Source organism: Buttiauxella warmboldiae, assembly GCF_003818135.1.
In the GTDB taxonomy this organism is placed as follows: Bacteria; Pseudomonadota; Gammaproteobacteria; order Enterobacterales; family Enterobacteriaceae; genus Buttiauxella; species Buttiauxella warmboldiae.
Genome location: NZ_RPOH01000003.1, coordinates 106,491 through 132,511, shown reverse-complemented (window position 1 = coordinate 132,511; position 26,021 = coordinate 106,491). Strand labels below are relative to the sequence as shown.

The 26,021-nt window shown below is 48.7% G+C and carries 29 protein-coding genes; 11 read left to right on the top strand and 18 right to left on the bottom strand.

Translation table 11 applies throughout. The annotated features are described in order from the left end of the window. Positions 1-91 precede the first annotated feature (91 nt). The 3 genes from exbB (at position 92) to EHN07_RS01195 (ending at position 2,943) form a co-directional block, all read left to right on the top strand. The gene (gene exbB, locus EHN07_RS01205; protein WP_124022395.1) at positions 92-826 is read left to right on the top strand and encodes a tol-pal system-associated acyl-CoA thioesterase; all 735 of its coding nucleotides are present in this window, start codon (positions 92-94) and stop codon (positions 824-826) included. Positions 827-830: 4 nt separating this feature from the next. Beyond that, entirely contained in the window at positions 831-1,256 is a 426-nt protein-coding gene (gene exbD, locus EHN07_RS01200; RefSeq protein ID WP_124022394.1) for a TonB system transport protein ExbD, read from the top strand. Between the two features lie 235 nt (positions 1,257-1,491). Beyond that, on the top strand, positions 1,492-2,943 hold the full coding sequence (locus EHN07_RS01195) for a methyl-accepting chemotaxis protein (RefSeq protein ID WP_124022393.1): 1,452 nt from the start codon (positions 1,492-1,494) through the stop codon (positions 2,941-2,943). Positions 2,944-2,984: 41 nt separating this feature from the next. Here the strand turns inward: EHN07_RS01195 and fucA are convergent, their stop codons facing one another. The 5 genes from fucA to EHN07_RS01170 all read right to left on the bottom strand — a co-directional run bounded on the left by fucA (position 2,985) and on the right by EHN07_RS01170 (position 8,284). Beyond that, entirely contained in the window at positions 2,985-3,632 is a 648-nt protein-coding gene (gene fucA / locus EHN07_RS01190; protein ID WP_124022392.1) for an L-fuculose-phosphate aldolase, read from the bottom strand. A gap of 38 nt (positions 3,633-3,670) precedes the next feature. Further along, positions 3,671-4,669, bottom strand: coding sequence for a LacI family DNA-binding transcriptional regulator (locus EHN07_RS01185; RefSeq protein ID WP_124022391.1), 999 nt, complete (start codon positions 4,667-4,669; stop codon positions 3,671-3,673). 130 nt (positions 4,670-4,799) lie between these two features. Continuing rightward, on the bottom strand, positions 4,800-5,750 hold the full coding sequence (locus EHN07_RS01180) for an ABC transporter substrate-binding protein (protein WP_124022390.1): 951 nt from the start codon (positions 5,748-5,750) through the stop codon (positions 4,800-4,802). Positions 5,751-5,797: 47 nt separating this feature from the next. Then, a complete protein-coding gene (locus EHN07_RS01175; protein WP_124022389.1) occupies positions 5,798-6,781 on the bottom strand; it encodes an ABC transporter permease in 984 nt (327 codons plus the stop codon). 3 nt (positions 6,782-6,784) lie between these two features. After that, positions 6,785-8,284 (bottom strand): sugar ABC transporter ATP-binding protein, encoded by a 1,500-nt coding sequence (locus tag EHN07_RS01170; protein WP_124022388.1) that lies wholly within the window; start codon positions 8,282-8,284, stop codon positions 6,785-6,787. Between the two features lie 500 nt (positions 8,285-8,784). Here EHN07_RS01170 and fucI point away from each other — a divergent pair, with 500 nt between their 5' ends. Genes fucI through fucR form a run of 4 tightly spaced genes read left to right on the top strand, consistent with a single transcriptional unit; the run spans position 8,785 to position 13,256 of the window. Then, complete coding sequence (gene fucI, locus EHN07_RS01165) at positions 8,785-10,563, top strand: L-fucose isomerase (RefSeq protein ID WP_124022387.1); 1,779 nt, start codon at positions 8,785-8,787, stop codon at positions 10,561-10,563. A gap of 54 nt (positions 10,564-10,617) precedes the next feature. After that, the gene (gene fucK / locus EHN07_RS01160; RefSeq protein ID WP_124022386.1) at positions 10,618-12,063 is read left to right on the top strand and encodes an L-fuculokinase; all 1,446 of its coding nucleotides are present in this window, start codon (positions 10,618-10,620) and stop codon (positions 12,061-12,063) included. Between the two features lies 1 nt (position 12,064). Next, the gene (fucU, locus tag EHN07_RS01155) at positions 12,065-12,487 is read left to right on the top strand and encodes an L-fucose mutarotase (protein WP_124022385.1); all 423 of its coding nucleotides are present in this window, start codon (positions 12,065-12,067) and stop codon (positions 12,485-12,487) included. 28 nt (positions 12,488-12,515) lie between these two features. Next, on the top strand, positions 12,516-13,256 hold the full coding sequence (gene fucR / locus EHN07_RS01150; RefSeq protein WP_124022384.1) for an L-fucose operon activator: 741 nt from the start codon (positions 12,516-12,518) through the stop codon (positions 13,254-13,256). Positions 13,257-13,298: 42 nt separating this feature from the next. Here fucR and EHN07_RS01145 read toward each other — a convergent pair whose 3' ends face one another. Then, entirely contained in the window at positions 13,299-14,339 is a 1,041-nt protein-coding gene (locus EHN07_RS01145; RefSeq protein ID WP_124022383.1) for an aldo/keto reductase, read from the bottom strand. A 427-nt stretch (positions 14,340-14,766) separates the two neighbouring features. On the opposite strand from EHN07_RS01145, the gene EHN07_RS01140 reads away from it, so the two are divergent. Then, positions 14,767-16,059 (top strand): MFS transporter, encoded by a 1,293-nt coding sequence (locus EHN07_RS01140; RefSeq protein WP_167467257.1) that lies wholly within the window; start codon positions 14,767-14,769, stop codon positions 16,057-16,059. Positions 16,060-16,311: 252 nt separating this feature from the next. After that, positions 16,312-16,668, top strand: coding sequence for a TehB family protein (locus tag EHN07_RS01135; RefSeq protein WP_124022381.1), 357 nt, complete (start codon positions 16,312-16,314; stop codon positions 16,666-16,668). Between the two features lie 660 nt (positions 16,669-17,328). On the opposite strand, the gene EHN07_RS01130 is transcribed toward EHN07_RS01135, so the two are convergent. The 3 genes from EHN07_RS01130 to EHN07_RS01120 are packed head-to-tail and all read right to left on the bottom strand — an operon-like array spanning position 17,329 to position 19,602. Further along, entirely contained in the window at positions 17,329-17,775 is a 447-nt protein-coding gene (locus EHN07_RS01130) for a ubiquitination-like system serine protease family protein (RefSeq protein WP_208646963.1), read from the bottom strand. Then, positions 17,772-18,965 (bottom strand): ThiF family adenylyltransferase, encoded by a 1,194-nt coding sequence (locus EHN07_RS01125; protein WP_124022380.1) that lies wholly within the window; start codon positions 18,963-18,965, stop codon positions 17,772-17,774. The genes EHN07_RS01130 and EHN07_RS01125 overlap by 4 nt, the downstream gene beginning before the upstream one ends. After that, entirely contained in the window at positions 18,940-19,602 is a 663-nt protein-coding gene (locus tag EHN07_RS01120) for a multiubiquitin domain-containing protein (RefSeq protein ID WP_124022379.1), read from the bottom strand. The genes EHN07_RS01125 and EHN07_RS01120 overlap by 26 nt, the downstream gene beginning before the upstream one ends. Positions 19,603-19,866: 264 nt before the next feature. Between EHN07_RS01120 and EHN07_RS01115 the strand changes: the two genes are divergently transcribed. Further along, on the top strand, positions 19,867-20,190 hold the full coding sequence (locus EHN07_RS01115; protein WP_048227226.1) for a helix-turn-helix domain-containing protein: 324 nt from the start codon (positions 19,867-19,869) through the stop codon (positions 20,188-20,190). 7 nt (positions 20,191-20,197) lie between these two features. Then, the gene (locus EHN07_RS01110) at positions 20,198-21,013 is read left to right on the top strand and encodes an ImmA/IrrE family metallo-endopeptidase (RefSeq protein WP_058841928.1); all 816 of its coding nucleotides are present in this window, start codon (positions 20,198-20,200) and stop codon (positions 21,011-21,013) included. A gap of 148 nt (positions 21,014-21,161) precedes the next feature. Here EHN07_RS01110 and EHN07_RS01105 read toward each other — a convergent pair whose 3' ends face one another. The 9 genes from EHN07_RS01105 to EHN07_RS01065 all read right to left on the bottom strand — a co-directional run bounded on the left by EHN07_RS01105 (position 21,162) and on the right by EHN07_RS01065 (position 25,704). Beyond that, positions 21,162-21,482, bottom strand: coding sequence for a hypothetical protein (locus tag EHN07_RS01105; RefSeq protein ID WP_124022378.1), 321 nt, complete (start codon positions 21,480-21,482; stop codon positions 21,162-21,164). 58 nt (positions 21,483-21,540) lie between these two features. Beyond that, entirely contained in the window at positions 21,541-22,254 is a 714-nt protein-coding gene (locus tag EHN07_RS01100) for a helix-turn-helix transcriptional regulator (protein ID WP_048227223.1), read from the bottom strand. 102 nt (positions 22,255-22,356) lie between these two features. Continuing rightward, entirely contained in the window at positions 22,357-23,106 is a 750-nt protein-coding gene (locus EHN07_RS01095) for a YaaW family protein (RefSeq protein WP_000257250.1), read from the bottom strand. Between the two features lie 142 nt (positions 23,107-23,248). Then, positions 23,249-23,635, bottom strand: a complete 387-nt coding sequence (locus EHN07_RS01090) for a hypothetical protein (RefSeq protein WP_244202332.1) — start codon at positions 23,633-23,635, stop codon at positions 23,249-23,251. A 74-nt stretch (positions 23,636-23,709) separates the two neighbouring features. Then, the gene (locus EHN07_RS20815; protein ID WP_369181968.1) at positions 23,710-23,868 is read right to left on the bottom strand and encodes a DeoR family transcriptional regulator; all 159 of its coding nucleotides are present in this window, start codon (positions 23,866-23,868) and stop codon (positions 23,710-23,712) included. A gap of 59 nt (positions 23,869-23,927) precedes the next feature. Continuing rightward, positions 23,928-24,392, bottom strand: coding sequence for a lecithin retinol acyltransferase family protein (locus EHN07_RS01080; RefSeq protein WP_023337779.1), 465 nt, complete (start codon positions 24,390-24,392; stop codon positions 23,928-23,930). A gap of 58 nt (positions 24,393-24,450) precedes the next feature. After that, on the bottom strand, positions 24,451-24,879 hold the full coding sequence (locus EHN07_RS01075; RefSeq protein ID WP_101778740.1) for a DUF2787 family protein: 429 nt from the start codon (positions 24,877-24,879) through the stop codon (positions 24,451-24,453). A 47-nt stretch (positions 24,880-24,926) separates the two neighbouring features. After that, positions 24,927-25,358, bottom strand: a complete 432-nt coding sequence (locus tag EHN07_RS01070) for a hypothetical protein (RefSeq protein WP_124022377.1) — start codon at positions 25,356-25,358, stop codon at positions 24,927-24,929. Beyond that, on the bottom strand, positions 25,351-25,704 hold the full coding sequence (locus EHN07_RS01065) for a hypothetical protein (RefSeq protein ID WP_039260984.1): 354 nt from the start codon (positions 25,702-25,704) through the stop codon (positions 25,351-25,353). The genes EHN07_RS01070 and EHN07_RS01065 overlap by 8 nt, the downstream gene beginning before the upstream one ends. Positions 25,705-26,021: the final 317 nt, after the last annotated feature.

The window sequence follows — 26,021 nt, the reverse complement described above, 5'->3', positions numbered from 1 at the left end:
CTTTAAATACTAATGAGAACTACTATCAATTCGATGCCGTTTTGATATTATTACGACCAGTTTTTGTCTTGTTTCGTGGTGGAGAGTAAGAGTGACGAATAATTTGATGCAGACAGACCTCTCTGTCTGGGGCATGTATCAACATGCCGACATCGTGGTAAAAATTGTGATGATCGGCCTGATTCTGGCCTCGGTCGTGACATGGGCAATTTTCTTTAGCAAAAGTGTTGAGCTCTCTTCGCAAAAGCGCCGTCTGAAGCGCGAGCAGCAGCAACTGGCTAATGCCCGCTCTCTGGATGAAGCCAGTGAAATGGCTGAAGCGTTTGATGCGAGAAGCCTCAGCACCATGCTTATCAATGAAGCGCAAAACGAGCTTGAGCTTTCCGCCGGCAGTGAAGATAACGAAGGCATTAAAGAGCGTACCGGTTTCCGTCTTGAGCGCCGCGTTGCGGCGGCAGGTCGTCACATGGGACGCGGTAACGGTTTCCTTGCGACCATCGGTGCGATCTCCCCGTTCGTCGGTCTGTTTGGTACCGTCTGGGGCATTATGAACAGCTTCATTGGTATTGCTCAGTCGCAAACCACCAACCTGGCGGTCGTCGCGCCGGGTATCGCAGAAGCCTTGCTGGCAACGGCTATCGGCCTGGTTGCAGCAATCCCAGCGGTGGTTATCTATAACGTGTTCGCCCGTGTGATTGGCGGCTATAAAGCCTCGTTGGGTGATGTCGCCGCTCAGGTTCTGCTGTTGCAAAGTCGTGACCTGGATTTGGCTGCAAGCTCTCAGTCTCGCCCGGTACGTACAGCTCAGAAACTGCGTGTAGGTTGATCCCATGGCAATGAGTTTTAACGAAAACCACGACGATAACGGCGAAATGCATGATATTAACGTGACGCCGTTTATCGATGTCATGTTGGTGTTGCTGATTATCTTCATGGTGGCAGCGCCGCTTGCGACGGTCGATGTGAAGGTTAACCTTCCCGCGTCTTCAAGCCAGCCGCAGCCGCGCCCTGAAAAACCGATCTATCTCTCCGTCAAAGCGGACAAAACTATGTTTATTGGCAACGATGAAGTCACTCAGGAGAACATGGTTAACACGCTGATGGCGGCGACGGAAGGCAAGAAAGACACCACAATCTTCTTCCGCGCAGACAAATCGGTTGATTACGAAACTATGATGAATGTGATGGATACGCTGCATCAGGCAGGCTATCTGAAGATTGGATTAGTGGGGCAAGAGGTCACTAAGACTCAGTAAATGCGCTAAACCTACGCATCCTGAAACGCCCGTTAGTTTAACTAACGGGCCGTTTTTCATTTTGACGCATTCTCGTCTGACTTAATTCAAATTAGCAAATCACCCACTCTTTTTATTGGTTCGCGCAGAAAAACAGACTCGCGCTAACGATAACCTTCTATGCTTTTTTTGTAGCTAATTGCGACGTTGTAAAAACATTTAGCAGAGCGGAATAATAAAAATTGTGGATAACCCAATGGCAACGATGACTGTTTTACACTCCGACATTAAACAGCCCGAGGCGGCTTCTCTGCGAACTATTTATCTACAGGCTGATGTATTAATGCTTTTTGTGGTATGGGGGCTGTTTGGCATTTCACTTGCGGCGGGGTGGGCTTATGATGCGCTTCCCGTCGCGCTGGTAGCCGGTGGCCTGCTCGCTGCCATCTCCAGCGTTATCAGGATGCTATTCCCCGGTAAATTACTCACACGGTTGTTTTACGCTTTCACCTTAATGGGTTTTGCCGCGCTGTTAATTCAGTTAGGTGAAGGTGAGACGGAATATCACTTTGCGGTTTTTGTGCTGTTATCAGCATTATTAGCGTATCGGGATTATCGCCCGGTATTAATGGGGGCGGCGGTAGCGGCAATTCACCATGGGCTATTTGCCTGGCTGCAGGCCAATGAATTATTCGGGATTATCTGTTTTATCCATCCGGGTCTGCATATGGTGCTCTTTCACGCTATTTTTGTGGTGGCGCAAGCGCTGATACTTATTTATATGGCTTTGCGAATGGCGGACGATGCCCGTTCCGCCAGCGAAGTCGCCCAGCTGGCGGCGCAGATTAATCGCCAGCCGGGCTGTTTAACCCTTGCGCGCAGCGAAAAAGATAGCTGCACCCCGTTTGCTCAAACCTTTAATACCACACTCGCCACTATGCGAAATACGCTGGGCCAGGTGAGCAGCGGCGTGGCATCGGTACTCAGCGCATCGGACAGCATTATCGAGCGCAATGCAGCTCTCTCAAAACGCACGGATGAGCAGGCCGCAGCTTTGGCCGTTGCCGCCAGCGCCATGGAGCAGCTTAGCTCCGCAGCCCAGGCCACCAATGAGAAAGCACAAAGCGCCAGATTGCTCGCCGCTCAGGCCAGCACTCTTGCCGGTAAAGGCGGCGTTAGTATTGATGCCGCGACGCACACCATGGAACAAATTCGTGACGAGTCGGAACGCATCAGTAATATTCTCGAACTGATCGACGGCATTGCCTTCCAGACCAATATCCTGTCGCTTAATGCTTCCGTTGAGGCGGCTCGGGCAGGGGCTCATGGCCGGGGATTTGCGGTGGTGGCTGCGGAAGTTCGCACTCTCGCATTACGCTGCGAAAATGCGGCGAAGGATATTCGCCAGTTGATAAGCGTGTCGGTGGAATGCACCCGCACAGGCTCGCAGCAGGTGGAAAACGCCGGGCAAACCATGCAGCAGGTGATTGGTTCCATCAATGCGCTGGCGGGGCTGGTGGCAGAGCTTTCAGAGATGAGCGGGCAACAAAGCCTCAGTATTACCCAGATGAACGAAAGCATTGCCAGCATTGATAAAAGCGTTCAGCACAATGTGGAGCATACGGCGCAAACCGTACAAGCCGCTCGCCAGCAACAGCAGCAGGCCGATGAATTACAGCAGGCAATTTCGGTGTTTCGTCTCGCCTGATTGGCCTGTGTCGGGTTAAGTTCCGGCGCAGGCCGCCCTGCTTATTCTTCAATGCGTAAGCCGTAGGTTTTAAACTTCTCCAGCACAAGGGCGATTTCCTCATCAGGAAGCACGGGTACCGGATCGACAATCGCGAGCGTGGTGAGATAAAGCCGCGCCAGCACTTCTACCTCGTGAGCCAGCCAGAGTGCTTTTTGCAGATTTTCTTCACAGGCAATCAGGCCGTGATGCTGCAAAAGCGTCGCTTTGCGATCTTTCATCGCCCGGGCGACATGCTCTGAAAGCTGGCGGGTGCCAAACGTGGCATAAGGCGCGCAAGGAATCGAATTTCCCCCGCCGACGGCGATCATATAATGAATGGCGGGAATAGGACGATTGAGAATCGACACCGCCGTGCAGTGCACCGCATGGTTATGCACCACCGCATTGGCGTCAGGCCGGGTATGGTAAACCGCCTGGTGAAAGCGCCACTCGCTGGAGGGGATTTTACCCTCTTCAAATTGGCCTGCGGCATCGACAAAGACAATGCTTGACTCTGTTAATCGCTCATAGGGGGTGCCGGTTGGCGTAATTAACATGCCGCCCTGGTAGCGCACGCTGACATTTCCGGCGGTCCCCTGATTTAAACCAAGGCGCGTCATTTCAAGGCAGGTTTCTATTATTTCACGTGCCAGTACCTCTCTTTCCATCTCTTTTCTCCATATCCTGTGAACGGTGAAAATAATATTTAGTGATTACTCTCACGCTTAATGAGCACCATATTCACTTTTTCAGTTCGCCGCGCCGGGTGGCCGTCGATAGCCTGCTGCATTAATTCAAAGGCTTTCTCCGCCCAGGTATCTTCATCCTGGCGCATTGACCAGACATTATTGGATAAAAACCCTAACATGGGGTGTTCATCGAAGGTGCCGATATTGATATGTTGCGGGATCACGCCACAATGTTCGCGCAGGGTTTTTATCGCCCCCTCAAGCATCGGTAGCGAAGAGGCGATAAACGCCTGCGGCACGCCTGCGCGCGCGATAAGTTCTTTCATCAGCTGTGCACCGCCTTCCGGCGTATTGTCCTGGGCTTCCGCCACCCAGTTTTCCTCGGCCAGCGCGTTTTGTTTAAGCGCTTGCTGATAGCCCTGAAGACGCTCATGAATGCTGGGCAAAGCCGTATCGCCTACCAGGAACCAGAGGGGCTTTTTCCCGGCGGCAAGCATTGTCTCGGTCAGGGTAATGCCGCCCGCAAAGTTGTCGCTTTCCACCAGCGCGTTATCGGTAAATTTAAAATCACGATCGAGCAAAACCAGCGGCTTTTTCACCTGGCGTAAATGATGTTGCTGATTCTCAAGCGTCGACGGGGCAATAAACAGGCCGTCAACGTTGCGTGCAATAAGCGCCTTGACCAGTTTATTCTCATAATCCACGTCGTTATAAGTACAGCTGATCATTAACTGAAAGCCAGATTTACGGCAGCGTAATTCTAACTTTTCAGCGAGTGTGGCAAAAAACACGTTGGAAATGCAGGGGATAATAAGCCCCAGCGTCTCTGTTTTATTGAGTTTCAGGCTGCGGGCAGAATGATTAATGGTATAGCCATAATGTTCTACATGTTCATTAATTCGGGTCTGGGTTTTCAGACTGATACGATATTGTTCCGCCTTACCACTTAATACCAGTCTCACTGTCGTGACCGACAAATTGAGATCCGTTGCGATCTGTTCTACCGTTTTAGCCATGCCTGCTGCCCCAGTCCGTTATATCAAAATAGCTGCCATTATAATTCCAAAGCGATAAACCACGAAAACCACTGAAGTGTGCCACGGCCTTCAGGCGACCCCTTTGCGTTAGCGCAAAGGGGCGTTGCTGTTACTTTTTAGCAAACGGATGCAGCAGCTTATCCACTGCCGGATCGTTAATGTTCTTCATGCTGACAAATTTAACTGGGATATCAATAATCTTAGCTACGGCTTTACCTTTAATTGCTTCATCGAGCGCTTTAATGCCCTGATAACCGATCTGGTAGGCATCCTGGACCACGAATCCTTGCAGCACGCCGGATTTCAGGAAACCGATAATGGCTTCGGTACTGTCGAAACCGATGACTTTCACTTTACCCTTAATGCCGAGGCTATCAATGGCGTTGGCCACACCCAGCGTTGAACCTTCGTTGGTAGCATAGATCCCGGCTAAATCAGGGTTGGCTTGCACCATATCGGTAGTTTTATCCATCGCTTTTTGTGGGTCGCCATCGCTGTACTGCACCGGCAGCACGGTAATTTGCGGATACTTCTCTTTCATCCGCTTAGTGAAACCTTCAGAACGTTCGATGGCGGAGCTGGTTCCGGCGACGTGCGCAATCACTCCGACTTTACCTTTGCCACCCACTTCTGCTGCCAGCGCGTCGGCGGCTTGCGCACCTGCCTTCACGTTGTTGGTGGCAACGAAGCTTACGGGAATGTCTGAATTGACACCCGAGTCAAAGGTCACCACTTTAATCCCGCGGCTGTTGGCGGTTTCAACCAGCGGCGTTAATGCGTTAGCATCGAGCGCGGCAAGCAAAATACCGTCCGGTTTTTTCGCCATGGTGTTTTCAATAAGCTGAATCTGCTCAGCGATTTGGGTTTCGTCAGCCGGGCCGACAAAACTGGTTTCGACGCCTAAATCTTTTGCCGCCGCGACGGTCCCCATTTTTACCGTCTGGAAGAATTCATGCTGGTAGCCTTTACTCACCACCGGCAGCGTCAATGTTTTGGCGTAGCCTGTGCTAACCATCAGCGCAGCAAGGGACAGCGCACTCAGAATATGTTTGGTTTTCATCTCATAAGCTCCGTTATTGATGTTCGGGTTTTTGCAGGGTAAGAGTGTTAACGCATTTTTTTGCGTAACGTATCGAGATAAACCGCAGCGATGACCACGATACCCATCGCAACCATCTGCCAGAATTGAGATACCCCCATCAGGTTGAGGCCGTTTTTCAGCACGCTCATAATGAAGGCGCCAATAATGGTGCCGCCGATGGTGCCCACGCCGCCCATCAGGCTGGTGCCGCCAATCACCACGGCGGCAATGGCTTCGAGTTCGTAACCCACGCCCACGGTGGGTTGGCCGGAATTCAGGCGCGAGGCGAGGATCACGCCTGCGATACCGGTTAACAGGCCACAGAAGGCGTAGACAAAAATTTTGACGCGCTGAACTTTAATGCCGGAAAGGTGTGCCGCCACTTCGTTACTGCCCACGGCGTAGACGTAACGCCCAATCACCGTTTTTTTCAGGATCCAGGCGGCGACCAGCGCAATAATCAGCAGGTAAAACACCGGGTAGGGCAGCACATCGAACAGGCGTCCCTGGGCCAGCATTTTAAACATGGGATAATCAGAGAAATAAATGGCCCGGCCGTCGGTCATCACCATATTGATACCGCGCACTGACATCATCAGACCCAGCGTGGCGATAAACGGCGGAATAGTGGCGCGAGTGACCAGCAGGCCGTTGATACAGCCGCATAGCCCGCCCGCGAGCATCCCGGCAACCACGCAAACAATCAGCGGCATGGCATAAGAGGCGCAAAGCCCGACCACGACGCCGGAAAATGCCACTACTGAGCCTAACGACAGGTCGATGCCGGAGGTGATAATGACGTAGGTCACCCCGATCGCCATGATGCCAATCACCGACGTTTGCAGCGCAATCGTCATGATATTTTCAGTGTTAAAAAAGAAGGGGGAGCTGAAGCTAAAAAATATCACCAATAACACCAGGCTAAATAACGGCGCAAGGCGCATCAGGAGCGCTTTGTTCAGGCGGCGTGTTTTTACCGGCTGGCTGGTAGGCGTGAATGAATCGGTCATTATTCAGTCCTCTAACGTCGCATATTTCATAATGGATTCCTGAGAGGCGCTGGCTTTGTCCAGCTCACCTGTGATGTGGCCGCTGCGCATCACTAATATGCGATCGCACATGCCAAGAATTTCGGGCAATTCAGAAGAAATCATGATGATGGATTTCCCTTTAGCCACCAGGCGATTCATCAGTTCATAAATTTCTAGTTTTGCTCCTACGTCAATACCCCGGGTTGGCTCATCAAAAATTAAAATATCGGTATCTTTGCAGACCCAGCGGGCGATAATTATTTTCTGTTGATTACCGCCGCTAAGATTAAGGGCCGCCTGTTGTAAGTGAGGTGTTTTAATCCGTAATGTATTAACCAGCTGCTGGCTTATTTCTGCACACTGTTTCTCTTTAACCATGCCAAACTTATCGGAATACTCAGGGAAATTTCCTAGCATGATATTGAGTTCAACAGATAACCCTAATGCCAGCCCTTCTTTTTTGCGATCTTCGGTTAAATAACCAATGCCTTTCTCAATGGCCTGATGCACATTGTCTATTTGGGTTAATTCACCGTTAAGATATATTTCGCCGCTATCAATCGGGTCTGCGCCAAACAAGGCGCGTGCAAGCTCAGTTCGCCCGGCCCCCATTAAGCCAGAAAGGCCCAATATTTCTCCTTGATAAAGGCTGAAGTTAATATCGTGCAGCACGCCCTTACGCTGAAGGTTTTTAACTTCCAGCACCTTACGCTCACCGGTAAACGGCGGGCGGCGCGGATAAATATCACCGAGCTTTCGCCCCACCATTTTGGTAATCAGGTCGCTGATTTGTACCGTTTCATAATCCACCGTATCAATGTATTGCCCGTCGCGCATCACGGTAGCGCGGTCAGCAATCAGCGCCAGCTCTTCCAGGCGATGCGAGATGTAAACCACGCCGGTGCCTTGCTCTTTCAGCAAGCGCGTGACGCGAAACAGGCTATCAATCTCGCTTTCCGTCAACGCGGCAGTCGGTTCATCCATCACCAGCACTTTGGCGTTGACCGAAATGGCCTTAGCGATTTCGACCATCTGTTGCTGAGCAACCGTTAAATCTGAAACGCGTGTTTCTGGCTTAATTTTGAGATTAAGTTTTGCCAGAATATCCTTCACCGATGCGCGCTGTGCCGGGACGTCGAGCCGCCAGCGATTGTTTTTACAAAATTCACGGCCAATATAAATATTTTCTTCTACTGTCAGGTCCGGAAATAAATTAAATTCCTGATGAATGATGGTGATACCTAATTTTTGTGCATCGAGAGGCGTGTCGAATTTGACCTTACTCCCTTCAAAAATAATTTCACCTTCATCCGGGCGATAAACGCCGGAAAGCACTTTCATCAGCGTCGATTTTCCTGCGCCATTTTCCCCAAGCAACGCATGGACTTCGCCACGGCGCAAATTAAAGCTGACGTTACTTAGCGCCAGAACGCCGGGGAAGCGTTTGGTAATATTATTCATTTGCAAAAAATTATCTGCCATAGCGCTTTCCCTTGAAATGATCAGGTGTTCGCGGTCGGTATTTAACGGGCAAGACAGATACCTGAGGGCGTTATTTTTCCGGGTTCAGGCTACTGCGTATGGCCCACGTCCCGATTTTCTCGGTGTATAAGCCCCTTGAACTGCAAGAATCGCTAACTCGAGTTAGCTTTACCGTTTTAAAACTATTCAAACTCGGCGGTTTCGACAAATAATTTGCTATCAAATTGTGACGCGGCGCGGCATCAATAATTTATCTCTTTGAAAATAAGTTAATTATTTCTTTGTGCGGGAAACTATCTTTATTAACACTTTCCCTGGAAGTTAAAACTCGTGAAAACCATCACAATTCAAAGATAATTTCATTGTCGATTTTATGGCTCACTCTCTATGCTAATTCGAGTTAGCTATTTTCACTTTTTACGCTATTCACGCTTTCTCTGCGTGCGTAAGTGCTTTTATCTCGTTCACAAATAACAGCTTTATCAATATGAGGCTCCTTTATGAACCATATTAATTCCTTACCCAAAATAGGCATCCGCCCGGTGATTGATGGCCGCAGAATGGGCGTGCGCGAATCCCTTGAACAACAAACCATGAAGATGGCTGAGGCCACGGCGCAGCTGCTTAGTGAGCAATTACGCCATGCCTGCGGCATGACCGTTGACTGTGTCATTGCTGACACCACGATTGCCGGAATGGCCGAATCCGCCGCCTGTGACGAAAAATTCAGCCGCCTGAACGTCGGGCTGACGATCACCGTCACGCCATGCTGGTGCTACGGCAGCGAAACCATTGATATGGATCCGCTGCGCCCGAAAGCCATTTGGGGCTTTAACGGCACCGAGCGTCCGGGGGCGGTTTATCTGGCCGCCGCACTCGCCGCGCATAATCAAAAAGGTTTGCCAGCGTTTTCAATCTACGGCCATGACGTGCAGGAAGCTGACGATACGTCTATCCCGGCTGATGTGCAGGAAAAGCTGCTGCGTTTTGCACGCGCAGGCCTTGCCGTCGCCAGCATGAAGGGCAAAAGCTATTTGTCCGTGGGGGGCGTTTCGATGGGGATCGCGGGGTCGATTGTCGATCACAACTTTTTTGAGTCCTATCTCGGCATGAAGGTGCAGGCGGTGGATATGACCGAACTGCGCCGGCGCATCGACCATAAAATCTATGATGAACAAGAGTTTGAGCTGGCACTGAGTTGGGCGGAGAAAAACTTCAGGTACGGCGAAGATAAAAACGCCGAGCAGCACCACCGCACAGAACAGGAAAACCACGCGATATTACGTGAAAGCCTGCTGATGGCGATGTGTATCAGAGACATGATGCAGGGGAATGCGAAACTTGCCGAAAAAGGGCGCGTGGAAGAGTCGCTGGGCTATAACGCCATTGCCGCAGGTTTTCAGGGGCAGCGGCACTGGACCGATCAATATCCTAATGGCGATACCGCAGAAGCCCTGCTGAATAGTTCATTTGACTGGAATGGCGTGCGCCAGCCCTACGTTGTTGCCACCGAAAACGACAGCCTGAATGGGGCGGCGATGTTGTTCGGGCATTTGCTGACGGGCACCGCGCAGATATTTGCCGATGTGCGTACTTTCTGGTCGCCGGAGGTGGTTAAACGTGTGACGGGGAAAGCGCTCACCGGGCGTGCCGAACATGGCATTATTCACCTGATTAACTCGGGTTCGGCGGCGCTGGATGGCACCTGTCGCCAGCAGGATGACGCCGGAAACCCAACCATGAAACCGCACTGGCAAATCAGCCAGCAAGAAGCCGATGCCTGCCTTGCCGCAACCGAATGGTGCCCCGCGGTGCATGAATATTTCCGCGGCGGCGGTTTCTCATCGCGCTTCCTGACGCGCGGTGGTGTGCCATTCACTCTGAGCCGCATCAATCTGATCAAAGGCCTGGGGCCGGTGCTACAAATTGCCGAAGGCTGGAGCATCGATCTGCCGCAAGAGGTTCACGACACGCTCGATAAACGCACTGACTCCTCCTGGCCGACCACCTGGTTTGCCCCACGTCTCACCGGCGTTGGCCCGTTCAAAGATGTGTGGTCGGTCATGTCAAATTGGGGCGCGAACCACGGCGTGCTGACCGTCGGCCATGTTGGCGCGGATTTGATTACGCTCGCTTCAATGCTGCGCATTCCCGTGTGTATGCATAACGTTGTGGACGAGGCGATCTATCGCCCTTCCGCATGGGCGGCGCACGGTATGGACAGCGAAGGTCAGGATTATCGCGCCTGTCAGAACTACGGCCCGCTTTATCAACGTTAAACACGCCAGTGCCGCCATTTTGCCAATGGCGACCTTGAAAAGCAGGAGGCATCGATGATGCAAGAAGCCGTGTTGGTACTGGATTGTGGGGCAACGAATGTGCGGGCGATGGCGGTGGATCGCGGCGGGAAAATCGTCGCGCAGGCCGCCGTTGCCAACGAAAGCCAGCTATCAGCGGAAAACCCGCATTGGTACGACTGGTCCCTCGACGCTATTCTCCAGCGTCTGCAGCATTGTTGCCGGCAGGTTGTGGGGCAGCTGAGCGGCTGGGAAATTCGAGCCCTGACCGTGACCACTTTTGGCGTAGACGGGGCGCTAACCGACGAGCGCGGTGAATTACTGTACCCGATTATTAGCTGGAAATGCCCGCGCACCGTACAAACCATGGCGGCGATTAACCGCCTGATTTCGCCGCAGGATTTACAAACGCTGTCGGGCGTCGGCCAGTTCAGCTTTAACACGCTCTATAAATTGTTGTGGCTTAAACGGCAGTATCCAGAACTGATTGAGCGCGCCGGGGCGTGGCTGTTTATTTCCTCTTTAATTAACCAGCGCCTGACTGGCGAGCTGACTACCGACCGCACCATGGCGGGCACCAGCCAGATGCTGGATATCCATAGAGCCTGCTTTAGCAGCACCATTTTGCAGGCGGTGGGTTTACCTGAACGGTTATTCCCGCGCCAGGTGATACCCGGCGAGGCGATCGGCACCTTGCTGCCCGAAATGGCCTCGCAGTTAGGGCTGACGCCGGGCATACCGGTCATTTCAGCGGGCCACGATACGCAGTTTGCGCTGTTTGGCTCGGGTGTCGGGCTTGCGCAGCCGGTGCTTTCTTCCGGAACCTGGGAAATCTTAATGGCGCGCAGCCAGACGGTTAATACCGCGCTGTTGCCGCGTTATGCAGGCTCAACCTGTGAACTGGATAGTTTGCCGGGTTTATATAATCCGGGCTTACAGTGGCTCGCTTCCGGCGTGCTGGAGTGGGTGCGTAAGCTTCACTGGCAGGATGTTGAACCCGGGCCGGTTTATCAGCAGATGATTGCGGCAGCGCAGGAGGTTGAGCCGGGGTGCGAAGGGTTGCGGATGAATTGCGGATTAATGGCACGCCCGTCACATGCAGGCTGGACGGGAGCGACGCTGGCAACAACACGTGGGCATTTTTATCGTGCGGCGCTGGAAAGCCTCAGCTGGCAGTTACGGGATAATTTGCAGGTTCTGCAATCTATCGGCGGTTTTCAGGCGCAAGAGCTGCTGCTGGTGGGGGGCGGCAGCCGTAACGCGCTGTGGAACCAGATAAAAGCCGATATTCTCGACCTGCCGGTCAAAGTGCTGGCCGATGCTGAAACCACGGTGCTGGGAGCGGCGATGTTTGCCTGGTCTGGTTGCGGCGCGTTTAGCTCCCCTGAGCAGGCGCGGGATCGGGTCGATTATCAGTACCGTTATTTTTACCCTGGCGAACAATGCGAGGCTTATCGCAATATGGTGGAAAAAGGAGTGTGACATGCTGAAAAATATCTCGCCGCTTATCTCCCCCGAGCTATTAAAGGTGCTCGCTGAAATGGGGCATGGGGATGAAATTATCTTCGCCGATGCGCATTTTCCCGCGCACAGTATCGGCCCACAGGTGATACGCGCGGACGGTGTGCTGGTGAGTGATTTACTGGCGGCAACGATCCCGCTTTTTGAGTTGGACAGCTATGCGCCGCCGCTGGTGATGATGGCACCGGTTATGGGAGATGGACTTGATAGCCGGGTTGAGCTGCGTTACCGCCAGGCTCTGTTCAACGGTGAGCCTGGTCCTGCGATTGAGCGCATAGATCGTTATGCGTTTTATGAACGCGCTCGGCATGCCTTTGCGATCGTCATCACAGGGGAACGGGCGAAGTACGGCAACATCTTGTTAAAGAAGGGCGTCACCCCCTAATATCCGGGCATTGCCGGGAGATGCCACTATGAAAACCGTACGCCATCAGCAGCTGGTGCAACTGGTTGAGCAGTACAGCAATTTGACCACCCAACAGCTGGCTCACTGCCTGGAGGTGAGCCAGGAAACGGTGCGGCGCGATCTGCGTTTGCTGCAAAAGCAGGGAAAAATCATGCGCCAGCACGGGCGTGCGAAAAGCATTAACCGCGGTGCTGATGAAAGTGGCGATCCTTTCGATTTGCGCCTGAAAAGCCACCTGAATAGCAAAGCGGAAATTGCCCATCGCGCGCTTGCCTGGATTGTGCCGGGGATGGTGATTGCGCTGGATGCCAGCTCAACCTGCTGGTATCTGGCCCGTTTGCTTCCTGATATTGCGCTCACCGTTTTTACCAACAGCGAACGGGTTTGCCAGGCGTTGGCCAAACGTGAGCACATCGAGTTGATTAGCAGCGGTGGGCTACTTCAGCGAAAATATGCCTGCTATATCAATGCGCCATTGGCCGCCGGGCTGAAAAACCTGGATATCGACCTGTTCCTGTTTTCCTGTGAGGGCGTGGACAGTTCCGGGACGCTATGGGATACACGCAGCTGGAATGCTGAATATAAAACGGTGTTGCTCAAGCGAGCGGCACAGTCTTTGCTGCTTATCGATAAAAGCAAATTTGATCGCGTCAGTGAAGTGCGGATTGGCGAGCGGACTGATGTAACTGAAATTATTACGGAATGCGATACAAAACCGTTTTGCGCTACCGCAGAACCCACAGCTTAATATTATTAAAAGCTTCGCTGAAAGTATCAGCGAAGCTTTCGATTATTTATCTGACGATGCCTGCCAAAGATTTAATTGCCCGTCAGCGACATGCCGATCGATAGCGGCTAACTCCTCCGCGCTAAAGTGCAAATTCTCCAGCGCTTTCACATTCTCCTCTAACTGCTCGGTACGGCTGGCGCCAATCAGAACCGATGTCACCCGGTTATCTTTAAGCAGCCAGCTTAGCGCCATCTGCGCCATGGTCTGGCCGCGCTGTTGCGCCATTTCATTGAGCAAACGCAGGCTATTGAGATTAGCTTCCGACAGCATATTTTCCGTGAGGCCACGCGCCCTTTTCCCTTCAATATGCATGCGCGAGCCGTCAGGAATACCGTTCAGATATTTACCGGTTAACAAACCTTGTGCCAGCGGAGTAAAGGCGATGCAGCCTGTACCGTTTTGCTCAAGCGTATCAAGCAAACCGCTCTTATCCACCCAGCGGTTTAAAAGGTTGTAGGACGGCTGGTGGATAAGCAGCGGGATTTTCCATGCGCGCAGCAGGTCAGCCATCTGCTGCGTGCGTTGCGGAGAATAGGATGAGATGCCGACGTACAAGGCTTTGCCGCTTTGTACCGCGTGAGCAAGGGCGTCTGCGGTCTCTTCCATGGGCGTGCTTTCATCGACGCGGTGTGAATAGAAGATATCGACATACTCAAGTCCCATGCGCCTGAGGCTCTGATCCAGACTGGCCAACAGATATTTACGCGAGCCGCCGGAGCCGTAAGGGCCCTGCCACATGTCATAGCCCGCTTTAGTAGAGACGATCAGCTCATCGCGATAGGGGGCAAAATCTTCACGCAGCAAACGGCCAAAGTTCTCTTCTGCCGATCCTGGCGGTGGGCCGTAGTTGTTGGCTAAATCAAAATGGGTGATGCCTGAATCAAAGGCTTTTTGCAGCAGCGCACGCTGCGAATCCAGCGTATTCACATCGCCGAAACTATGCCACAGGCCAAGCGAAAGCGCAGGGAGTTTCAGGCCGCTTTGCCCACAACGGCGGTATTGCATGGTTTCGTAACGGGAAGGGGAAGCCTGGTACGGCATGATGTTTCCTTATAGTTGTGTTTTGAAACGTTGTTTCTATTTTAGCGCGCCGGGCGATAACAGCAATGCCATAAACCCCAAGGCTCAGGGTAGATCACACTCTGGCGGCGTGATGGCGCTCTGGCTATCCCACTACTGCTTGCTGACCGTTGCTATCTTTTGTTAGTTACAGGCTATGAAAAATGCAGCTATCCGATTAAGCAACGCATGGTACGGTGAAACTTATTGGAGGCAGCGAGAGGGGGGTATTTTCTGGTATTTGACACCTCTCACAAGTTTATTGACTTGAGAATTTTGTCCATGCCGTGGGGAATTATAACCATCACGCTATCCATCAATGCGCTTTACAGTAACGTTATCGCCGGAACTCTTTTTTGATTTTGACATAAGGGCCATACGGAAAATAACGCGCAGAGAGGAGAGTAATATGTCTGATAAATTCGCCCCATCGCCCCCGCAAACTTATGATCCCGTAGCAGGCGAGGGCAGCAGTAAAAAAAGATACGTTCGCTTTTTAATTTCGCTGTCGACTAATTTTATGTTCTTGCTGGCGCTCTATAATGCGGTGATATCGGTATTTTTACCCAATCAAGTGCAGCAAATAACCGAGGCTAGCGGTGGCGATAAAGTTGCCGTACTGGCGGTTATTATGACGGTGGTGTCGATATTTACCTTCTTTGACCAACCCTTAGCAGGGGCTCTTTCGGACCGGACTCGCTCTCGCTTTGGCCGCCGGACGCCCTGGATAGTTGGCGGAACATTTATTGGCGGGGTGGCGCTGGCTATGGTGGCCCATCAAACGACTATCATTGGCTTGACGCTCTTTTGGGTGATTGCCGCCGTTGCGCTCAATATGGCTCAGGGGCCGCTTTCCGCTTCTTTACCTGACCGAGTTGAAGAGAGGCGACGTGGTGTGGCATCCGGATTTATTGGCGCAGCGCAGACCGGCGGTGGCACGCTCGGCATTATTTTTGGCGGCTGGATAGCCAATCGCGACTTAGCTGCTGGATTCTATTTCTTTGCCGTTGGGATCTTTGTTGTTTCACTGGCATCTTGTTTATTTAATCGTGAACAAAGTAGCGAAGGTATGCCCCGGGAGCCATTTTGCTGGAAAACGTTCTTTACTCAATTCTGGGTAAGCCCAACGAAATATCCTGATTTTGGCTGGGCCTTCGCCGGGCGCTTTGTTATGTTTTTGGGCTACCAGCTGATCGTCAATTATCAGCTTTATATTCTGCGTGATTATATTAATCTGTCGAAAAGTGATTCCAACGTCATTATTGGGGTGATGGCCAGCATCCAGTTAGTGATGCTAATTATATCGGCGGTGGTTTCGGGTTATCTGTCTGATAAACTTCAGCTGCGTAAGCCGTTTGTTATTATCTCCTCAATAATTATGGCGTCGGCATATCTTTTCCCATTATTTATGCAAAATGAAATATCAATGCTGATTATGGCGGGCGTCATAGGTCTGGGCTACGGCTGCTATATGTCGATAGATATGGCATTGATGACCCAGGTGCTACCTGAAAAAGGTGCCAATGCGGGGAAAGATATGGGCGTGTTGAATATCGCCAATAAATGCCCACAGATGATTGTCACTCCTCTCGGAGCGTTTATTTTGAGCGTCACAACGAGCTACAGCGCGGTGTTTATTTTTGCTATTGCCATGGTGGTGTTATCGGCATGTCTGATTGTGCCGATTAAATCGGTTAAATGATTCAGGCCTCAGGGACGAGGTAAGCCTCTAAAAATGTTTATTGTTAAGTAGCCGTTTCGATGTGTTTACGTACGCGATTGCTGGTGGCAGTCAATCTGACAGTTAGCAGTCAAATTGACCTTGATGATTATTGTCATAATGACATGTTAATTATTTCATCCGTTTATAAAAACCATTAAATACAGGTAGATATAGTTTTGGCATGCAACTTGCTCTATATACACCAGATACATTTTAATTCTGGAGAATACCATGGCACAGCGCATTCCGGCAGATTACAAACACACTCGTTCAACTCCGTTCTGGAATAAAGAGTCGGTTCCAAAAGCCTTGCTCACTCACCACAACACTAAAAAAGATGTCTATGGGCGTCTGTCGGTGATGGCGGGGGCGGTAAAATATATCGGCTTCAAAAATGAAAATGACACGCTTGCTGAAATAGAAGTGGTGATCGAAGCGGGGCATTTTGGCGTTAGCCCACCGCAGTACTGGCACCGCATTGAACTGCTGAGCGACGATACTTATTTCAATATCGATTTCTTTGCCGCCCCGGAAGCCGAGCTTGAAGGGAAAGGGTTTGGGCAGGTGGTGAATACGGCGAAGAGCTGAGCTTCTGAATTCATCAATCCCTTAACATCGGGATAACCAGAGCTAAAAGTACAGCTCCAGAACCCTCTCAAACTTGCTTATACGGGGATATCGCTGTTCACCATTTCCCACAAATAATGGTTAGTAAATGCGCTTAGGGTGAGTCGCAGGGATGCGACGAATTATCGAACGCAAGCCCGAAACCCCAGAAAGCAAAAAACCAGCCCTAAGGCTGGTTTCTTTAAATAGTGGTGCCCGGACTCGGAATCGAACCAAGGACACGGGGATTTTCAATCCCTTTAAAAGTGCCTATGAACTGCTTTCCTCTGCGTATGTAAAAGATAGATTCATTGGATTACCTTATCAAAAAAATGTTCTCACAGGGGCATCATTTCATACTCGGTTGCAAAGTAATCAAATTAAACTTACCAGAATTCTACCTTGCAAGAGGTAACATAGCGGCACTACTTGTGCTTATCACGGTGGTTATCTCCTCTTGATGCAATCGGCACCAAGAGCCTTGGTAACCAGTATTTTTGTTGCTAACTGAGAAGTGAAAATTACTATTCATGAGAAAATGGATATGAATATTTTAATTGAGTTAATTGAAATAGGGAGTACTTTTCCTCCTTGGATTCAAATTCATATGTTAAAGCGCTGCTTATAAGGTTGAGAATGATTTTACTTATATCCTAACCACTCTCTAATTGTGTTCATTAATTGATTGAAATAAGAGGTTTGCTTAGGTTTATCGTTCATGCCGGTTTCAGTATAATTATGTGAAGTAATATTTGTTTCAGATTTCTTCATTTTTAATGCTAAGTTTGCACTACGATTATTTTCTATTATATCGTTGTGCATATTTCCGGCCCAGACAATTTTATTGCCTCTTATCCAATAGTGAGATCTACATGGGAATTGCCAATTTCCTATAGATGGATGTAATGAAATTTCTTTTCCATTATAAGTCATACTCCAATCAAGTGGAGAAAGTGGAGTAATTACCTCATTCTTACATCCGCATGCACATAGATGAGCTATCGTAGAATATGGCATCGAAACATACAGGATGCCTTCTTCTAATTTCTCGGGGATAAATTCAGTAAAAGTAATGGATAGAGTTTTCATTCTACTCTCTCCATAACCTTATTTGCTATTTTGTTTAACCCTAAACTGTAAGTCATTTCATACGAACTCATGTCGTCACAATAAAAACCAAATAGTTTTTTCCATTGTATGACAGCAAATGCTGCATTTAGGCAGTTTAATTCTACCAACTGAATATTTGATCTGTATACTTCATCATCTCTTGATATGGTTGGCAGTGATTTTAAAGGCGTATCATCCATATCTTTTGTATATAATGTAGAACGACAAGTGCCGAAAATACTGCTTTTGTCTTCAGTAAAACTTAATCCCATACCTACATCAATAAAGCTGATTTTATGTTGGTATAGATAATCAGTGATCATCTTACGTGAAGTGGCGCTGTCTATGCTTATGAAGATAAAATCATAATTAATTAGTTCATGTAAGTTAGTTTCTGACAGCATTTCATTATGAGGAATGACTCCATTTCTCAGATTACTATACGTTTGATAATAGTAATCACATTTTGTTTGTTTTTTTTCTAAGTCATCTATCGATGCGGCACCAGGAGCACGAAATGAGTTATGTTGTTGGAATTGGTCTTTATCATATAAGTGTATTTCACTTACACAGGTCTTAGATATCATATCTAAAATATAAGAGCCAGTTCCACCCAACCCGATAATAGCTATTTTCTGATTTGCAATTAGATTGTTGAGCTGAACAGTTCCAATACGAGCTGAAGCTGTATCTTGATATGTGAAAATGTCTTCATCATTAGTAAGGTAATGCGAAATAAATGTTTTTGCTGAAACATTTTCATCAATAGCTTTGGCTTGGCTCTCAATAACCCTAACGTAACTAGTAATCTGATGATAATAATCATCATAGCTACCTGACGGTGGTTTATTGGAAAACCAATGATTCCCTATGATGCCATTCCCAAGTGTTTGATTTGGAGTGGTGTGCTGAATGGCTGTTAATATTCTTCCATCAGGGTGGCAGGGATGTTCCCCATTGAAATACATTTGGTGTGTATTAGGTTTACCAACAACATCGGGGGATACTAAAACAAGATTAGTGATAAGGGTCCCTTTCAGGACCTCTTTATTGGAGTTTACATATGGTACTGAGTGAACCATAAGGAAACCATCTCTAATTTCGAGTTCATAGCCCTCATCCTGAAGTCTTTTCAGGCAAGGATTAAGATTTATCAGTTTGAGTGACATAAAAAATCATCCCGTCGGTTAATTGAACATATTGACCATCAACCATTGAGCCTTCTGGATTGCTAATTGGCCCTTTAGCGTAATCTACAGAATAGATTGATGTTTCCTTATTTTCGGCATGTTCATATGCCAGATGAACAACATCCCAGTAGCTAATCACGCGGCGATTTACGACCCGCATTTTTGCATTGACAATGATGTTAATACTGGTTTCCTGGGTATAAAGGCGCTCAACATTTGGCTGAGTAAGGTCAATATGTTCATGGTCAGTAATGAGTTTGTCTTTCTCATTTTTCATTTCAAGCCATACGTCATTACTGTCAAAATCACACTCTGCGAGAGATTTTACTGTGGCCCCTGTTAAGCTTGGTGCTCCCCAATCAAACATTTTGCCATTAAGTGTAAAACGATAAGTGCGATCGGAGTTAAACATCAGGAACGTTTCAACCCCCTCTTTATCGAGAGTCGTTTTTTCTTCAGGACGAATCTCTTCAAGCAAACCATTTTTCAGCTTCTGGAACAGAACATACTCAACAATGTCTTTGACACCAGCTACAAGAAGGATTTGAGCCCCTGTAGGAGTGAGATCATCGATCTCAACAGTTTTGTCATTGATTTTTATGAATTTATTTTTCATGTGTTCTCCTGGGTATAGAACTCTGTAAGGGCAGAGATATTGAACGATTTTGTTCGACTTATCGAACTTGCAGCTATCATTGATCGATTTTTTCGTTCGGTCAAGTGTGTTTTTATCGTTCTCTTTATCGAAAATGTGTTGATCTTTTGCTCAATAGTTACTATGTAAAAGTACAAAAATGTTCGCTATACTAATAGGCATATGTTTTGGCTAACTTCAAAACGATAATGTTTATAACGAGTAATAGAGCACCAAGGAGAAAGCATGAGTTCTACATTGGGTAATAAAATCAATGCAAGGCGTAGGGAGTTGAAATTTAGTATTGATAAACTTGCTGAATTGTCTGGAACAAGTAAAAGCTATATTTGGGAGTTAGAAAATAGGGAAAGCTCTAACCCTTCGGCTGAAAAGATAGAAAATATAGCAAAAGCATTAGGTGTGACACCTCAATTTTTACTCGAAAGTAAAAGTGCTAATCCTGATGAGGATGTAATAGATGAGGCATTCTTTAGGAAATATAAAGGTCTTTCAGATAGCGATAAGAAAAAAGTGAGGAAGTTAATAGATGTCTGGGATGACGAGGATTGAATAATAAATGAAGCCAAAGGCAGAGGCAAATAAGTTATCAAAGATCCTGAGCATTTTTTTGGGAGAGGATAGGTTTCCTGTTGATGTTGAATCTTTAGCGCTAGAGTATTCTAAAGAAACTTCTCCTAGTGATCCTATAGTGAAAATAAAAAAGAGTGATGTTGATAATTTTGAAGGTGCCTTAATTAAACATCCAAATAAAAGCCAATGGATGATTTTATATAAAGAAAATATTCGTTCAGAAGGTCGTAAAAGATTTACGATTGCACATGAGTTAGGACACTACATGTTGCATCGTGCTGAAATGGATGAATTTTTATGTACATCTATAGTTGGTGAACAATCTCTATCAGTCCGCGATATAGAAAATGAGGCAGATACATTTGCATCATATCTTTTAATGCCTTTGGACGATTGTAGAAAACAAACATCTCATCAGCAATTTAGTATCGAATTACTTATTCACTGCGCCAATAGATATAATGTATCTCTTATGGCTGCAGCGTTGAAATTGAAGGAAATTCTTCCAAAGCGAATTGTAGTTGTCGCAGCTAGGGATGGTATGATTTTATGGGCTTCCTCTAACCAAAAAGCATATAAAAGCAAAGTATATATCAAAACAAAAGGTGTTCCACCTATATCAATTCCAGAGGGTTCATTAATGTCCTCATTATCAACGAATCCTGTTGGTGAAAGTAAAAAACAGCCAGCAAATTTATGGTTTCCTGATGAACCGAAAGATTTACATTTAATTGAACATGTGTTTGTTGCAACTGAAGGATATGACTATACTCTGGGTGTGCTTGAACTTGAAAGTGAATGATTAGATAAATTGTCATTCATAATGCTTTTTATTAATTTCATTTGTGGCGAGAGTTAACTTGTTTAGTATAACCCTCGCCTTGATATTGGAATATTAAGGCTTACTATCTGAAATGCATCACTAATTATCTTTCTATATATAATGAATGTCACGAATTTTTATTTATACATCTAAAAAGCTGACGGCTCGGTTTATGTCTTTCATTCGGGTAGAATCGCATTGCGGACTCACAAAGGGATGAAACCTGTCTTGCTATGTTTTTACCAAAGTTAACAAGAAGACCATGCTTGATCTTTTCACTATTCGTTCTGACTTTGATGACAAAGCTGAACTGATATACGATTACCTCAATGAGGTCATTGCCAAATGTTATAGTGGCGGCGTTGTTTATTTCACGTTCATAATCCCTCAGGTCAGCGTTGAGTCTTGCAGTTGTATCAACAAGCGCATACTTTTTTTCGATAATCATAACTTTCTCACTTATCATGTTAATGTGATTTAATCATCACTAATAATATGTTGTGAATTTAATTACGATTATTCGCCTGTTTGCTCCTGTAATGCATTATCTGATGAATAATGTTCATGTGTGGTAAGGCTTCCATAAAGTCAGACTGTTCAATCAGCGAAATGAGCGCATTATCGATTTCAAACGTTGTATCCGGTAATACCTCAACCAGCCTGATTCGGGACAGGGAGATAACGAACACGCCCGATGACGTACATCCGGCAAGAAACCACTCCGCATGGCTGCAAAGCAGACGATAGGGATGAACGGTATGGCTGACGTTTTCGTCGGTTCTGATACGCACCTGCGTCTGGTTAAGTATGGCGAGGGTTAGTCTGCTGAAATCACCGAACAGTGTGGGTTTCTGGCGCGGCTCCGGTAGCATAATCCTGTAGGGTGAAGGGTGCTCCCCGTCAAGCAGAAGGCTCAGCAGTTTGGCGTCCATCGCGGGTAACAGACGGTCAAGATGTAGCAACCTCGCCAGTATCTTCATATCCCGTTCCGTGCGGCGACGAAAGTAATGCGAAGCAAGCTGATACACGCCGTTGCTCTGTTCAATATCAAGGTACGTCAGACGGACGTTGAAATCCCGTCGCAGCGTTCGCGTCGTCACTCCAAATTCTTCTGCCAGCGTCCCGATATGCAGCTTTTCACCCTGAAACAAACGGCTCAGGATGATGGAAAGGCGGGTTGCCAGTCTGTCATGTTCGTTTTCTTGTGTTATCAGCGTCATACATCATTTCCGAATTTAGCCGGGAAATAATGCCAGCAGTAGCGGACAGGATTTGTCCGCCCTCTGAAGTTTTTTAAAGTCTGAATACCTTAAATGTAAGTGCTAAACGTCAGTATTCTCAGGTGAATAAAGATGCTTCTGGCGCATGTAGGCAATAAAAATGCAGGATGGTAGCGTCACCCGGTATGCGGGACCGGCTAAATCAATCAGCAGCCAGAGAGAACTGAGCACCCAGCCCACGGGACCGGCAAAAGCGCCCATGGTACGCGTCAGCATGGCATTTCCTGCAACGGTCAGCCCTCTGCCTAACAGGGCTTTCGCCACACCATTTGTGACAACAAGTGCCATTTGATAGGCCGCAAACCCGGATGTTTTAATCCCCGCCTGGATTGCCATGGTCAGCAGCTCCGGCGTGGGGTTGCTGTAGCCTGTCTGCAATTCTTCCGCCACGGTCTTTAGCTGGTCAGGCGTCATCTTCTCAAGACTTTTCTCCAGGATCTTCATCAGCAGATTCATTTCAATGGTTTCAACACTGGATTTGTTGTTGTAGTTCACCTTCATTTTATCGCAGGCATCGGTGAGAATTTCCCGGTACAGCACCCCTTTACCCCAGCGGAGCAGCGTGGCAAAGCTGTTCGCCCCAAACGTCTGAACCTCGGCGGCAATGGCATCCCAGTAGCGCGGGTGGTTGGGTTTGTGTTTTTTATACTGAGGATCATAGGTCAGCGTTTCCGTGATGCGTGCCAGTCCGTCTTTCGGATCGCAGATAAGCACAGAAACCAGTAAATCCAGATCGTCACGATGGCAGTGGCGCAGAAACTCAAGGTCAGGGTCGTGTCGGTAGGTAGCCATATTTCACCTCATAGCGGATATTGGACCTGACAGTTTAAGGAAGCCCCCGGACAGGGTTTGTCCGCCTGAAAAATAAAAAAGTAAAAAAAACCTGCCCGAAAGCAGGTTTCTGTTCACCGGATGGAGGTATAACGCGTCGGGATTACTTTCCGCGCCATTCCTTTTCCACTTTATCCGCAAAGGCATCGCACTGCCGGGCATATTCCGGGTTATAGAGCAGCTCCGACTGCGAAAGCTGCATGGCGGTCATGCTGCCGTTACGGGCATTTGATTCGAGCCAGGTTCTGCCATAGGTTTTGTTCATCACCTGAAGTACCCGGTTGAATACCGGTCCGTTGAAGCGGGCATTGAGATTGACGCCTTTTACCTGAAGGCCACTGTCACTGGTCTGGGTCAGGCGGGTGGAGTATATCGCACAGAAGGTCGAGTTGGTTATCATCTGAGCGTCAGCCTGCTCGTCGGCAAATGCGCTGTGGCTGAAGGCTGAAAGCAGAAGTGTGGCGGTTAACAGTTTAGCAATTTTCATCATGTTCCCTTATGGATTGAAAAGCGGAGACAGCCTGCCATACGGGGTGGTCAGGATATGTCCGGCAGAGAAAAAAGTCAGGGTTTCAGAGAGGGAGCCAGTCGCCAGAGGTGAGGGCCAGCGGATTCCAGCACAAAGGCCAGATGGGTGAGGTCCCGTCTTGCTGTACGGGGAGACACGTCAAACTGCCGGATGATGTAGCGAACAGATATTGTCTGACCGTAAAACAGGGCCATGGTCAGTCGGATAAGCCGTTCTCCCTGTCCGGTGACACGTTGCCTGCAACGGCTGGCTTTCATCGTTGCCATACGCGCCATCGGTCCCCTTTCTGAAAAGAATCGAGGTGTCTGGCAAGCCAGATATCAGGGCACGAATCGCCGGTAACGCAGCGGGCAGTAAACCGGTGGCAGTTAAAGTCGAGCAGGCTATAAGGATAGCGCTGACCCACTGCCGCCTTTGCCCGTTCAGCGGCCCGCGCACAACCCTGAGGCGTCAAATCCATACAGTCGGTATACACCGAGATAGCGGAGTTCCAGCCATCGAGCCGGTCAAGAAACCCTTTGGCCTTACTTTTGATAACGGTTCCATCGCCATCAAGATGGACAATATCGCCGTTACCCACATAGATACCGCTGTGTGCGGCAAGGCCAAAAAGCAGTTCGCACTGCACGATACCACCGTAAGCCGGTTCATCGACGCAGGAGAGAATGCAGTTATCGATAAATGAATCCACGAAGTTCAGCAGCAGAAGCCGGTACATAACATTCAGTTCCTTACTACGGGGGGAGAGGGGGATGCGTGGGAAACGGAGTGAACACTCAGCTTTCCCACAACGTACGGACCGTGAAAACCCCCATATCGTGGTACGCCATAAAGTTACTTTCCCATAGCGACCAGAACTCACGGGCGTCGACATGAGAGATATCGCCACAACGGGAAAGCCACGTGTATTGTTGCGTCCAGCTCACATCGACATCTTTTTCAAGCTCAGGCCACGGATGTCCTGCATAGTGAAAATCGGTGACGTAATCGAGCTGCCAGTCTTCTCCGGCAGGGATGAGGCGTATTTCGACCGGATGCCAGCCACCCGTTTCCGGTGAGTATTCAGGGTCACGAAAGTTAATGGTTAATCCGGTGATGGGGTGACGATGGGGCGGTTTTTGCGCAACGATACCCAGAAGCAGTTGGGTGAACGACCGGGAGAGCGGCAGCACATAGCCGCCCTGCAATATAGCGGGTGATGACATAGTGAATTTCCTTTTTAAGGGGTATGGAACACAGAAAAAGCGGGGGATTAGTCCTGGCTGATTGCGGCAAGCTGCGTCAGACGGTGCTGCCAGTCGGCGTAGCAGCGGTGCATAAAGAGTCTGCTGCTGTCCGCTTCGATAAGGCAGATATCCGGACTTCTGAGTACGGCGGCAAGAAACCCGGCGTTGTTGGTGCTGCCCTGACCAAATAGTGGTCGAAACACACGCGACGGAAAGCTGTCCTGCTGCTGTTCAAGAATGGCGTGAATAGCATCAAGCATTATCCATTCACGGGAGAACAGGCCTCCTTCGCCATTGGCGGTTAAGCGCAGGGCAAGGCTTCCGGTTTCATCCTCTCTACCCAGCTCATACGTCAGCAGTCCCTTGCTGTGGGGGCTGATTTTATCTGCTTCACCCCTGTAGAACACGGTATAGCTTTCGGTGACGGCGGCTTCGGTAGCGATTTTTTTCTTACTCATGGTTCAGCGCCTCAATCAGGTTCTGGAGTTGAGTGATAACAGTCGAGTCCGGGAACACCAGATAGATACCCTGTCCGTTATCACAGACGATACCGAGAAGCAGATACCAGCCATCATCAAGTGCGGTGACGTATTCCGGGTTAGCCAGTGCGACTGCCAGCAGCGGGTCTTCGGGGAGCGTGTCATCGTGGTTGAGATGCCAGAGCAGGGTTCCCGTTTCGTTCCAGAAATCGGTAAACAGGTCGATATCATCGACGGGGCCGAGGATTTCATTGCTGAGGGACGCCAGTGCGGAGGCGGGCAGGTTGAGAAGGGGAAGACTGGTGGGGGTCGTGAGTTTAAACATGATTATCTCCATAATGAATTGATTTACATGGAGATAATATGTGCATAAAAAGAGGTTTTTTACGGTCATAGTCGTTGGTGTGGGTGAGCTTTGTGAATGTACAAAATCAAAGCACCCGCAGGCGTGAAATGTGACGAGTGTCACAATAATAAAAAATGAATAGAGTGTGGTTTTGATTGTGGAAAGGTTGATTCACCCTTAAGTTGGGCTGCATATTGTCAAAACCATTACTTTAATCTATTGATTTAAAAAGTATTAATTTTAAATACCTTATGAGGTCGTTTTTCAGGCGAAAATCGGTGAGGTGTATCACCATT